10 protein-coding genes are annotated in these 12962 nt (G+C 60.8%); 8 read left to right on the forward strand and 2 right to left on the reverse strand.

Annotation, left to right across the window (positions count from 1 at the left end):
- Positions 1 to 7: 7 nt before the first annotated feature.
- The 6 genes from xerD (at position 8) to FHJ80_RS15745 (ending at position 6941) form a co-directional block, all read left to right on the forward strand.
- Positions 8 to 889 carry a site-specific tyrosine recombinase XerD gene (gene xerD / locus FHJ80_RS15720; protein ID WP_139528277.1) on the forward strand — a complete coding sequence of 294 codons (882 nt, stop codon included), beginning with the start codon at positions 8 to 10 and terminating at the stop codon, positions 887 to 889.
- A gap of 19 nt (positions 890 to 908) precedes the next feature.
- On the forward strand, positions 909 to 1655 hold the full coding sequence (locus FHJ80_RS15725) for a DsbC family protein (RefSeq protein WP_244992981.1): 747 nt from the start codon (positions 909 to 911) through the stop codon (positions 1653 to 1655).
- Between the two features lie 85 nt (positions 1656 to 1740).
- A complete protein-coding gene (locus FHJ80_RS15730; protein WP_139528408.1) occupies positions 1741 to 3057 on the forward strand; it encodes a homoserine dehydrogenase in 1317 nt (438 codons plus the stop codon).
- A 3-nt stretch (positions 3058 to 3060) separates the two neighbouring features.
- Entirely contained in the window at positions 3061 to 4449 is a 1389-nt protein-coding gene (thrC, locus tag FHJ80_RS15735) for a threonine synthase (RefSeq protein WP_139528279.1), read from the forward strand.
- Between the two features lie 6 nt (positions 4450 to 4455).
- On the forward strand, positions 4456 to 6252 hold the full coding sequence (locus FHJ80_RS15740) for a DHH family phosphoesterase (protein ID WP_139528280.1): 1797 nt from the start codon (positions 4456 to 4458) through the stop codon (positions 6250 to 6252).
- 71 nt (positions 6253 to 6323) lie between these two features.
- Positions 6324 to 6941 (forward strand): YitT family protein, encoded by a 618-nt coding sequence (locus FHJ80_RS15745; protein WP_044629615.1) that lies wholly within the window; start codon positions 6324 to 6326, stop codon positions 6939 to 6941.
- 88 nt (positions 6942 to 7029) lie between these two features.
- Here FHJ80_RS15745 and FHJ80_RS15750 read toward each other — a convergent pair whose 3' ends face one another.
- Both FHJ80_RS15750 and FHJ80_RS15755 read right to left on the reverse strand, forming a co-directional pair.
- Positions 7030 to 9543 (reverse strand): copper-translocating P-type ATPase, encoded by a 2514-nt coding sequence (locus FHJ80_RS15750; RefSeq protein ID WP_139528281.1) that lies wholly within the window; start codon positions 9541 to 9543, stop codon positions 7030 to 7032.
- Positions 9516 to 9962: a MerR family transcriptional regulator gene (locus FHJ80_RS15755; protein ID WP_139528282.1), complete on the reverse strand. Its 447-nt coding sequence runs from the start codon at positions 9960 to 9962 to the stop codon at positions 9516 to 9518. Before FHJ80_RS15755 ends, FHJ80_RS15750 begins: the two co-directional genes overlap by 28 nt.
- A 262-nt stretch (positions 9963 to 10224) precedes the next feature.
- Between FHJ80_RS15755 and FHJ80_RS15760 the strand changes: the two genes are divergently transcribed.
- Complete coding sequence (locus FHJ80_RS15760) at positions 10225 to 11577, forward strand: OmpP1/FadL family transporter (protein ID WP_139528283.1); 1353 nt, start codon at positions 10225 to 10227, stop codon at positions 11575 to 11577.
- A gap of 272 nt (positions 11578 to 11849) precedes the next feature.
- A protein-coding gene (gene prfB, locus FHJ80_RS15765) for a peptide chain release factor 2 (RefSeq protein WP_139528284.1) occupies positions 11850 to 12948 on the forward strand; the annotation gives its coding sequence in 2 pieces (ribosomal slippage) (positions 11850 to 11924 and positions 11926 to 12948; 1098 coding nt in all).
- Positions 12949 to 12962: the final 14 nt, after the last annotated feature.

A 12962-nucleotide genomic window follows, 5' to 3' on the forward strand; every position in this document is an offset into this window, starting at 1 on the left:
TTAGCCGATGAGCGTGATCGATGCGTATCTGGATGCTCTGTGGTTAGAGCAGGGCGCCAGCGACCATACGCTAGCGGCCTACCGTCGTGATTTGACCGCTTGGCAAGAGCAGCTCGAGCGCGATGATGAAACGTTGCTCACGGCGTCCCCCGCGCGGTTTGGCGCTTGGATGGAGCAGCGCCGCGAGCAGGGATACCAGCTGCGCAGCAATGCACGGATGTTGTCGTCGCTACGCAGTTTTTATCGCTGGGCACGACTGTATGGACATATCGACAGCGACCCGCTGGCCAACGTGTCGCTCCCCAAAGTGCGCCCCAGCCTGCCCGATACGTTGGAAGAAGACGAGGTCGAGCGTTTGTTGCTGGCCCCGGATGTGGGCACGCCGCTGGGTGTGCGTGATCGCACCATGCTGGAGCTGCTTTACGCCTGCGGGCTACGAGTGTCGGAGCTGGTCGGGCTGACCGGCGACGCGATCAACCTGCGCCAAGGCGTGGTGCGGGTACGCGGTAAAGGCGATAAAGATCGCCTGGTGCCCATGGGGGACGAGGCCGCTGCTTGGCTGGCGCACTATATCGAAACGGCGCGGCCAACGCTGATGCAAGACCCCACACGCCCGGCGCTGTTCCCTGGTCGAGGCGATAAGGCCATGACGCGGCAAACGTTTTGGCATCGTATCAAAGCCCATGCCATCACGGCGGGCATTGCTCGGCCGCTTTCTCCTCACACGCTGCGCCACGCCTTTGCGACCCATTTATTGAATCATGGGGCGAATTTGCGGGTCGTACAGTTGCTGTTGGGTCATAGCGACCTGTCCACCACGCAAATTTATACCCATGTTGCCCAGGCGCGCCTGGAGCAACTGCATGCTGAACACCATCCGCGAGGTTAATCAAAGAATGCACCTACGTATGCCGACCGTTGCGAAATCCTGTGTTCCCTGGCTGGTGCTGGCGAGTAGTTTAATCCCTGCGGCTGCCTTCGCCGATGACGTGGCCGAACGCTTGGCTGACAGCTTGCAGGTGAACGGCCAGCCAATGCCGGTAGAGCAGGTGAGCGCCACGCCGATGGAAGGGATCTACCATGTACGCCTGGAGAGTGGTGAGTCGTTTTACGCCAATGCAGACGGTAGTCATTTTTTGGTAGGGGACCTTTATCAAAACGGGGATAATGGGCTGGTGAATCTGACCGAGCAGGCTCGCAACCAAGAGCGCGCAGCGGCGCTAGCGGCGATTCCCGAGAGCGAGCGCGTCGTGTTTAGAGCCATCGATGAGCCCAAGGCCACGGTGGTGGTATTTACCGACCCTACCTGCCCCTACTGCGAGCGCCTTCATGAGACCATTCCCGAGCTCAACGAGCGGGGAATTGCGGTACACTATCTCGCCTTCCCGCGGGCCGGGATGGGCAGCGGTGCCGCCGAGACCTTGCAGCAGGTATGGTGCTCCGACAACCGTAGCGAAGCGATGAATCGGGCCAAAGAGGGCCAGACGATCGCCGCTTCGGCCAGCTGCGACAATCCGGTGGCCGATCAATACGCGCTGGGGCAAGCGCTAGGGGTGCAAGGCACGCCCGCGATCATCCTGCCCGATGGGCAAATGGTGCCTGGCTTCGTGCCCCCCGAGCGGCTCGTGGCCATGTTAGGCTTGGAAGACGAATAACGTCACATGAGTGACGAACGCACACGCTGAGACACTGATTCAAGAAGCGGCACCTGCGGGTGCCCAACATGAAAGGGGACGTATTTTGAAACCGGTAAGAGTAGGCATTTGTGGGTTAGGTACTGTCGGTGGTGGCACCTTCAACGTATTGACGCGCAACGCGGACGATATCAGCCGCCGTGCAGGCCGCCCGATTGTGATCGAGCAGGTAGCCCACCGCAGTATTCATCCCGACTGCGACATTACCGGCATCAAAGCGACGACCGACGTGTTCGAAGTCGCTAACAACCCCGATGTGGACGTACTGGTCGAGCTGATTGGCGGCTACGATATCGCCCGTGAACTGGTGCTCACCGCGATTGCCAACGGCAAACACGTGGTCACCGCCAATAAGGCGCTGATCGCCGTCCACGGTAACGAAATTTTCCGTGCCGCCCATGAAAAGGGCGTGATCGTCGCCTTCGAAGCCGCCGTGGCGGGCGGCATTCCGGTCATCAAGTCGCTGCGTGAAGGTCTGGGGGCCAACCGTATCGAGTGGGTGGCCGGTATCATCAACGGCACCGGCAACTTCATTTTGACCCACATGCGCGACGAAGGCCGTGCCTTCGAAGACGTGTTGGCCGAAGCCCAGGCGCTGGGCTATGCCGAAGCCGACCCGACGTTCGATGTGGAAGGCATCGATGCGGCGCACAAGCTGACCATCCTGGCCTCCATTGCCTACGGCGTGCCGCTGCAGTTCGAAAAAGCCTTCACCGAAGGGATCTCCCGCATCACCGCCGAGGACGTGGAGCAGGCCGACAACCTCGGCTACGTCATCAAGCATCTGGGGATCTCCAAGCGCACCGATCAAGGGTTAGAGCTGCGTGTTCACCCCACGCTGATTCCCAAAGAGCGTCTGCTCGCCAATGTACACGGCGTGAAAAACGCCATTGCGGTGATGGGCGATGCGGTTGGTCCCACGCTCTATTACGGCGCGGGTGCCGGTGCCGAGCCTACGGCGTCAGCCGTGGTCGCCGATCTGCTGGACGTGGCCCGGGACATTGCCACCGACCACCACTACCGCGTGCCTTATCTGGCGTTTAGCGGCATCGACGAAGACGTTAGTCAGCTGCCGATCATGCCGATGGAAGAGATCACCACGGCGTACTATCTGCGCCTGCTAGCGGTGGACCGTCCTGGCGTGCTGGCCCGCGTGGCCACGATTTTGGCCGAGCAGGGCATCTCCATCGAGGCACTGATTCAAAAAGAGGCCACCGAAGGCGAACTGGTGCCGATCATCCTGCTGACGCATCGCACCAAAGAGAAGCAGATGAACGAAGCGATCCGTGAGATCGAAGCCATGGCGGATATTGCAGGCCCCGTCACGCGAATTCGCGTGGAAAGCCTGGACGAGGGAGAGTAACCGATGCGCTATATCAGCACGCGTGGGCAAGCGCCCGCGCTCTCTTTCGAAGAGGTAGTGCTCACCGGCATGGCTAGCGACGGCGGTCTTTACGTTCCGGAAACGCTGCCCGAATTCTCCAAAGAGGAGCTGGCCAGCATGGCCGGGCTCTCCTACGCCGAGATCGCCTTTCGGGTGATGAAGCCGTTCGTCAACGGTGAGATCGATGACGAGACCTTCCGCCGTCTGGTGACCGAGGCGTATGCCACGTTCAACCACGACGCGGTGGTGCCGTTGAAGCAGCTGGATGCCAGCCACTTCCTGCTGGAGCAGTTTCACGGCCCGACACTAGCCTTCAAGGACGTGGCGCTGCAACTGCTGGGACGACTGCTGGACCACTTTCTGAAAAAGCGCGGTGAGCGCGCGGTGATCATGGGGGCCACGTCCGGGGATACCGGCTCGGCGGCCATCGAAGGCTGCCGCCACTGCGACAACCTCGATATTTTCATTCTGCACCCCCACAACCGCGTCTCCGAAGTGCAGCGTCGCCAGATGACCTCGGTGCTTGCCGACAACGTCTTCAACATCGCCATTGAGGGCAACTTCGACGACGCCCAGGCGATGGTCAAGGCCAGCTTTGCCAACCAAGACTTCTTGAACGGCACGCGGCTCGTGGCGGTGAACTCGATCAACTGGGCGCGCATCATGGCCCAGATCGTCTACTACGTGGCCGCTGGCGTGGCGTTGGGTGCGCCCCAGCGGGAAGTGAGCTTCTGCGTGCCCTCGGCCAACTTCGGCAACGTCTTTGCAGGCTATATGGCTTACAAGATGGGCCTGCCGGTGAAGCAGTTCATCATCGCCACCAACGCCAACGACATTCTGCACCGCACGCTCGCGGCCAACGACTTCTCCAAGAAAGAGCTGGCAGCCACGCTGGCGCCTTCCATGGATATCGTCGTGTCGTCCAATTTCGAGCGCCTACTGTTCGATGCCTACGACCGCGACGGGGCCGCCGTGGCCGCGCTGCTGGAGCGCTTCCAGCAAGCGCCCACCGCGCTTGCCGATGCGCCGCTGGCCAAGCTGCGCGAGAAGTTCGCGAGCTACAGCGTCGATGACGAGACGATCCTGGAAGTGATTCGAGAAGCGCATCATCGCACCGGGGAAATTCTCGACCCGCACACGGCCACTGGCTACCGCGCGGCCGAGCGGGCGCGTGTGGATACCACCACACCGATGATCACCCTGGCTACCGCGCACCCGGCAAAGTTCGCCGAAGCCGTGGTGAAAGCGGGCTTCCAGGGCGTACCGCTGCCGACCCACATGGACGACCTGCTGGAGCGCGAAGAGCGCTACACGGTGTTGCCCGCCGAATTGAGCGCGGTCCAGCAGTTCGTTGCTGACAACCGCCGCTGAGGTGATATGACCCAGGTGTCACCCCTTTCTCAGCAGAGTCACCATCCCCGCTTAGAGCCTCGTCCCCTGGACGAGGCTGTCTATTTACGTGCCCAGTCAGAAGGACTGAGCGAGCTGCAGGCGCGGCTGTTGGCCTCCCGGCTGCCAGGCTATACCGGTGAGTTGGCGCCGCTGGTGTCACCGAGCCTGCGCTATCTCGTCCATCCTGAAAAACTCGCCGATGGCCGTCGTGCGGCGGAGCGCGTTGCTCAAGCGGTCGCCGAGGGCGAGTCTATCGGTATTCTGACCGACTACGATGTGGATGGCATCACCTCCCACGTGGTCATTCGGCGCACGCTGGTCGAGCTGTTTGGCGTGCCCGAGCACAAGCTGCACAGTTTGATTGGCCACCGTATTCACGATGGCTACGGCATCAGCCTGCCGCTGGTGGATCGAACGCTGAGCTTAAAACCGCTGCCGACGCTGGTGATTACCGCCGACTGCGGCAGTTCTGACGAGCCGCGCATTGCGCGCTTGAAAGCAGCGGGTATCGATGTGGTGGTCAGCGACCACCACGCGCTGCCCCTGGAGGGCCCGCCGCCCTCGGCCTACGCCTGCGTGAACCCGACCCGCGGCGACTGCGCTTACCCGGATAAAACCATTGCAGGCTGCATGGTGGCGTGGCTTCTGATGTCACTCGCCCGCAGTGTACTGGTGGAGTGGGGCGCGCTGCCCGAGGCCACGCCGAAGCTCTCGCCGTGGCTCTCCTACGTGGCGTTAGGCACCGTGGCGGACTGCGTCTCGCTAGGCGGAAGCCCCGCCAATCGGGCGGTGGTCAGCCATGGCCTGAAGCTAATCAACCGCATGGACGCCGCCTGCTGGCGAGCCATGGCCGCGCGCTTAGGGGCCGACAGCGTGCCCTTCAATGCCGAAACACTGGCGTTTCAGATGGGGCCGAGAATCAACGCTCGCTCACGATTGGACGACCCCTACGCGGCACTTCACTTCATGCTGGCCGAGAGTGACGGCGTCGCGAACCGGCAGCTCGAGGTGCTCGATCAGGATAACCAGTCGCGCAAGGCCATCGAAGCGGATATGGCCGAGGAGGCGCGGGCGCTCGCCGCACCTGCTTTGGAGGCCAACGAGCCTGCCGTCGTGGTGCTGCTGGAAGATGGCCACCCCGGCGTGCAGGGCATCGTCGCCTCGCGGCTGGTCCAGGCCTACGGGCGTCCAGCCGTGGTGCTGACGCGGGCAGCGGCACCTAATATGCTCACCGGCTCCGGGCGCTCCATCGAGGGGCTGCACCTAAGGGATGCCCTGCAGCGCACCTTCGAGCTTGCGCCCGAGGCGCTGCCGCGCTTCGGCGGGCACAGTGGTGCCGCAGGCGTCGGCGTGCCGCGGGAGCAGCTCGATACCTTCAAAACGGCGTTTTTGCAGGCGGTGAGCGAGCAGTTGGGCGATACACCGCTCTACCCGCGTCTGTGGACCGATGGCGAGCTCTCGACTGCCCAGCTCTCGTTGGCCACGCTGGAAGAGATCGAGACCTTGGGCCCCTACGGGCGGGAGTTCGATCCGCCGCTGTTCGAAGGGCGCTTTATCGTCGAGGCGTTACGCCCCGTTGGGGCGGAGGGTTCACACCTAATGATGGAGCTCTCCATGGGAGCGGTGACCCGCAAAGCGATCTGGTTTCGCGCTCTCACGCCGGGGGAGCTGCCCTCGTTTGGCGTGGGCGACACGCTGCACTGCGCGTACAAGCTCAATCGTAACCGCTGGCGGGGACGCGAGTCGCTGCAGCTGATGGTGGAGCACGCTAGCCCCGTTTAACGCTCTCCGCTATCCTCGCGTCCTTGGCCGCTCGAGCGGCCGCTCCAATAATCCCAAAAAAGGACGCTCTCATGCGCATGGAAGATCTTCCCAAGGACCCCCACAAGCCCTACGAAGACATCATGGCGATGTTGTTGGGGACGCTGTTCGTCGCACTCGGGGTGACGTTCTATACCCACGCGGTGTTGCTCACCGGTAGCACCGCAGGGATGGCGCTACTGCTCAATTACCTGACCGGGTGGGGTTTTGGCGTCTGGTTTTTTGCCATCAACCTGCCGTTTTACTATCTGGCGATCAAACGCATGGGGTGGAGCTTTACGCTGCGCACCTTTGTCGCCATTGGCTTGGTCTCGCTGTTCTCCGAGCTCACCCAGGGGTGGGTCGAATTTGCCAACGTGCCGTCGCTCTACGCGGCGCTGATGGGCGGGGCGCTGATGGGCATTGGCATGCTGATGTTGTTTCGCCACCGTACCAGCCTTGGCGGTATCAACATTCTCGCCCTCTACCTGCAGGACAAACACGGCCTGCGGGCGGGCTATGTGCAGCTCGGCATCGATGGCGTGATCCTGCTGGTGGCGCTCACCCAGCTACCGCTAGACCGTGTGGGCTACTCGGTGCTGGGAGCGCTGATGCTCAACCTGATCATCGCCCTGAACCACAAGCCAGGGCGTTATATCGGGGTGAGCTAGCCGTGATGACGTAAAGTCAGCTAGTTAAGCCAAAACCACCAGACGATCAAGCCAATGATGGCAATACCCGCAAGGTTGATCAGTAAACTCATACGGCCTCCTGTTGGCTGGGCTTCCATAACCGCAGGCGGTTGGCGTTGCTGACCACGGTGATCGAAGAGAGTGACATGGCCGCGCCTGCGATAATGGGAGAGAGCAACATACCAGTGATGGGGTAGAGTGCGCCTGCGGCAATCGGGATGCACAGCACGTTATAGCCAAACGCGCCGATCAGGTTCTGCTTGATGTTGGTCAGCGTGGCACGGCTCAGCTCGATCGCCGTGGCCACGCCGTGCAGCGAGCCGCGCATCAGCGTCATACCGGCGCTCTCCATGGCGATATCGGTGCCCTGGCCAATGGCAAACCCCACGTTGGCCCGGGCCAGTGCGGGGGCATCGTTGATGCCGTCGCCCACCATGCCAACGACTTCGCCCACCGCTTGGCGGCGCTCAATCTCGGCGTGCTTGTCATCGGGCGTCATCCCAGCCTTGAACTCGCTAATGCCGATCTCGCGGGCCACCGCAGCGGCGGTATGCTCGTTATCGCCCGTCAGCATCACCACGGTTAACCCATCATCCTGCAAGCGCTTCACGGCGGCCGCGGCATCGTTGCGCAGCGGGTCGCTAACCCCAAAGAGGGCAGCGAGCTTACCATTCACGGCTAAATAGACCAGCGAGCGCGCCTTGGCTTCTAGCTGGCGAATGCTCTCGTCTGCCGGGGAAAGGTCGACGCCAGACGCTTCCAATAAACGCGCATTGCCCAGCAGCAGCGTGTCATTGGCTTGGCTGGTGCCTTTCACACCGCCGCCGGTCACGCTATCAAAGCTAGCCAGCGTATCGGGGCGGGCGTCATACTCTTCGGCGTAGGCTGTCAGCGCTTTGGCCAGCGGGTGCTCCGAGCGGCTCTCTAGGGCGGCCACCCAGGCCAGCACTTGGGGGCTGTCGTTATGCAGCACCGTTGCCTCGGTGACGCGCGGTTTGCCCTCGGTCAGGGTACCCGTTTTATCGACCACCAGGGTGGTCAGGCGGCTCGCGGTTTGCAGCGCCTCGCCGCTGCGCACCAGTACGCCATGCTCGGCGGCTTTGCCCACGCCAATCATGGTGGAGATCGGGGTGGCCAAGCCCAGCGCGCAGGGGCAGGCAATGATCAGCACGGTCGTGGCAGTGACCAGCATATGAATGACCACCGGGGCAGGCCCCAGGTTGTACCAGGCAAGGGCCGTCAACACGGCCATGATCATCACGGCGGGCACGAACACGCCTGAGATTTTATCGGCCAGCTCACCAATTGGCGGGCGAGAGTTTTGGGCGCTGGCAACCTGTTCGGTAATGCGTCCCAGACGGGTATCGCGGCCGATGCGCGTGGCGCGGTAGACCAAGCTGCCGTTGCCATTCACCGTGCCCGCACTGACCTCGTCATCCGCCGTTTTGTGCACCGGCACGGGTTCGCCGGTCAGCATCGACTCATCGATATAGCTCTGGCCGTCGAGTACCACGCCATCCACCGGCAGCCGCTCACCGGGGCGCACGCGAATAGGGTCATCCAGCGCGACGTCGTCAACCGCAATCTCTTGTTCAACGCCGTTGCGTATCACCCGGGCGGTTTTTTCCTGCAGGTCGAGCAGCCGTTTAAGGGCATTGCTCGTGCGACCGCGGGCACGTAACTCCATGGCGTTACCCAGGAGAATCAACCCCACCACCATGGCCGACGCTTCAAAATAGATGCCCTGAGCCACCTCCGGCAGCCAGGGGGCGAAGAGCACCACCATCATCGAGTAGAGCCAGGCGGTGCCGGTGCCCATCGCCACTAGGGTGTCCATGTTGGCCTGATGATGCTTGAGCTGTTTCCAGGCGTTGGTGAAAAAGTGCCGCCCAGGAAAGGCCAAAATGGCGAGCGTCAGCAGGCCAATCATCAGCCAGTACAGGCGGCCAACGCCCATGGGGTGGGGATGATAGACGAACATGCTCAGCATCAGCGGAATCGCGAGGGAGAGTGACAGCACGCTGCCCTTTAGGCGCTGGCGGTAGGTAACGGCCTCTTGCGCCTCGCGCGTGCGCTCGGCGTCACGCATATCCACAATCGGTTCGGCGCGATAGCCCGCCTCGGCAACGGCGGCCATTAGCGCTTCCTGAGTAGCGCTGCCGGTGACGTGTGCGGTGTGGGTGCCGAAATTCACCGAGGCGCCGCTGACGCCGGGCGTGTTGGCAATCGCTTTTTCGACGCTTTTGACACAGCCCGCGCAGGTCATGCCGCTAATTAGCAGGCGCTGTTGGGGCGCAGCCACGGGAGTGCTCTGTGAGTCGGTGGACGACGGCGCGTCTTGGTGAGATACGTCACTTGTGTCATTGCTGGGTGGATAGCCCGCTCCGTTAAGCGCGCTATCCAGCGCTTGATCGTCGAGGGAACTGGCCACTTCCAGACGCTTTTCTGCCGGAAAGCCCTCCACTTGGGCCGCTGGGTCATGCGCTTGAATGGCCTCGCGCATGCGCTTGACGCAGCCCTGGCAGTTCATGCCCGGCACGGTGCGAATCAGCATCATGGTTTGCTCGGTGTCGTGCTGCATGGGGCCTCCTCGGGAAAACTTTCGATCAAACGGCACAGGCTGTGGCCATCCGGGGTGCCATCGGGCATGTCCTGCCAACTTTCCAGTGCCTGTTCCATTCGCTGGGCGAGTGCTTCGAGTTCGGCAATGCGTGCGCGTATTTGCGGCAGCCGGTGAGCGAGCAGATCGCGCACTAGCGGGCAGGGGGAGTCGCCTTGGTCGGCATGGGCCAAAATGTCGCGGATTTCCGCGACGCTAAACCCCAATTTTCGCGCTCGCTGAATAAAGTGCAGACGCTCCAGGTCGTTATTAGAAAAGAGCTGGTAGCCGTTTTCAGGATGCCGACGGGGGGAGAGCAGGCCTTCGCGCGTATAGTGGCGTACCGTCTCAGGCGTCACGTGAGCACGCTTGGCGAGCTCCCCCACTTTTAAATCGCTCATTGGCATACCCAACCCCTGTGTGTGGTTAACGTATTGTGAGTGTAAAACCTTTGGGTAACCCATAGGTCAAGCGTTGCTGGTCACTCAGCCGAAAGGACTAAAACACTGATTTAAAACAGTCGTGCGACTAATGTATAAGCAAAAAACAAAATAAAACGCTCGTTTGCCCTTGAACCAAACCCGACATTGGGCGAAAACTGAGGTGTAAGAACAACGCGGGTGGATGGCAGAATCCGCCGGATCATCGGGAGAGAGGCCCACAATGCATAATAACTTCAAAAAACTAACCCTAGTGGCCGCGGTAGCAGCAGTAGCTTTTGCTAGCCAAGCCAACGCAGGCGGATATCAAATCAACGAGCAGAGCGTCAGCGGCCAGGGTTACGGCCATGCAGGACGCAGCTCCAACGTTCACGATGCCACGATCGTGTACGGTAACCCGGCGGGTATGTCGTTCCTCGACCGCGCCCAGATTACGGCGGGCGGTACTTTTCTGAGCGTCGATACGGATATTAGTAATGTGAGTGCTAGCCGTACGTTGGATGCTGGGGTTGCTCAGGGTGGCGCACCGAATGGTGTGCAGATACCTGTGGGTGGCATCCCAGGTACTAACGATGGCGATATGGTGCCCGGCACGCTGGTTCCCTTCGCGTTTTATGCTCATCCTGTCAACGAACAGCTGGCGTTCGGCTTTGGTGTCTATGCGCCGTTTGGTTCTAAAACCGAGTACGAAGATACGTTCCAAGGCCGCTATTTTGGCGACTATACCGAACTACGTGTCGTGAGCGCCCAGCCGACCGTTTCATACCGTTTTAACGATCAGTGGTCGGCCGGTATCGGTATTACGTATAACCAAGTAGAGGGTGAGCTGCGTCGCCAGTTGCCCACCAGCGCAGCCTTTAATGCAGCAGGCGACATCGACTCTCGGGTAGAGGGTGACGATGACGGTTGGGGATATAACCTGGGTGTTATTTATCAGCCGGTACCCGAGACCACGTTGGGCTTGACCTATCGCTCGGCAGTGGATTATGAGCTGGAGGGCACCTTCCAAGCCACAGACCCGCTGGGTAACGTCGTGCGTGCCGATACGGCGAGCCTGGACTTGACCACGCCTGAAACGGTCAACTTATCGTTGACGCAGCAAATGACGGATCGCCTGAAGTTGATGTTCGGGGCTTCCTGGGTGCGCTGGAGCCAGTTTGAAGAAATCTCGATTGTAGGCAGCCAGGGCAATGAAATTACCAACGAGCAGCAAAACTACTCGAATGCCTGGGCCTTTGCCACTGGCGGTGAGTATCAGTTAACGCCGACCTTAGCCCTGCGTGCAGGTGTGACGTTAGACTTCACGCCTACCAATGACCAAGACCGCAGCGTACGTATTCCGTCCGATGACCGGCGCATCTTCTCGCTTGGCGCAGGCTGGAGCCCGACCCCTGACTTGACGCTGGACTTTGCCTACTCCTACCTCACCGAGCGCAGCACCTTTGTTGAGCAAGATCGCCAAGACCTGCTTGCCAGTGCCCAAACCGGTGGTATTCCCGTCGGCGGCGCGACTTACTCAGCCGACTACAAAAACGAAGCCCATGGTTTCGGTGCCCAGTTGACCTATCGGTTCTGATCGACGCTCGCGCTTACTGATCGGTCTTCGACCTACTGACCCGGCTTCGGCCGGGTTTTTTACGTGATGCGCAACGGGCTGGGTGGGTGCGGTGAGCGCTGGGTTTCGTTACAATGCGTCCCAGAATAACGCCGCTGGGGTAGCTTGCGCAGGTGTCGACCACCTAACCGTGAGCTGCCACAGCGGCGCCTGTCTCTTTTACGCTACCATCCAGCGTGCAGGAGACGTCGTCCATTTACAAACCCAGTCACCGACCAAGGCCAAAACGATCCATGTTGGAAACCAACCCGATTCATCACCAGATCAAGGACCTGTCTGAGCGGACAGACGTTCTTAGGGGGTATCTTTGACTATGCCGAGCGTAAAGATCGGCTAGAGGAAGTCTCCCGCGAACTCGAAGATCCCAACGTCTGGAACGACCCCGACTATGCCCAGAAATTGGGTAAAGAGCGCGCCACCCTCGAGGCCATCGTGGCGACTATCGACGAGCTGGACCAGGGGCTAGCGGATAGCCGCGACCTACTGGAGCTCGCCGAGATGGAAGAGGACGAGGGCACCGTCGAGGAAGTACGCAAAGAGCTCGACGGCTTACAGGGCGCTCTGGAGAAGCTCGAGTTTCGCCGCATGTTCTCGGGAGAAATGGACGAGAACAACGCCTACCTGGATATTCAATCGGGCTCCGGGGGCACCGAAGCCCAGGATTGGGCCAACATTCTGCTGCGCATGTACTTGCGCTGGGCCGAGAGCCACGGGTTTAAAACCGAGATCATCGAAATCTCGGCGGGCGAAGTCGCTGGCATCAAATCGGCATCGCTGCATATTCAAGGTGACCACGCCTTTGGCTGGCTGCGTACCGAAACCGGCGTTCACCGTTTGGTGCGCAAGAGTCCGTTCGACTCCGGCGGCCGCCGTCACACCTCGTTTGCCTCGGTATTTCTGTCGCCGGAAATCGACGACAGCTTCGAGGTCGAGATCAATCCATCGGATCTGCGTGTCGATACCTATCGTTCCAGCGGTGCGGGTGGTCAGCACGTCAATACCACCGACTCGGCAGTGCGGATTACCCACGAGCCGACCGGTATCGTGGTGGCGTGTCAGAGCCAGCGTAGCCAGCACGCCAACCGCGATTTCGCCATGAAGCAGTTGAAGGCGAAGCTGTGGGAACACGAAATGCAAAAGCGCAATGCGGCCAAGCAGGAGGCGGAAGACTCCAAAGCCGATATCGGTTGGGGCAGCCAAATTCGCTCTTACGTACTGGATGATCAGCGCATTAAAGATCTGCGTACCGGCGTTCAGTCCAGCAACTGTGACAAGGTGCTCGACGGGGACTTGGATCAGTTCATCGTCGCCAGCCTGAAGCAGGGTTTGTAATCTTTTTTAGCGTT

Origin of the sequence: Halomonas sp. BL6, from assembly GCF_006228115.1 — a bacterium.
GTDB classification, from domain to species: domain Bacteria; phylum Pseudomonadota; class Gammaproteobacteria; order Pseudomonadales; family Halomonadaceae; genus Vreelandella; species Vreelandella piezotolerans.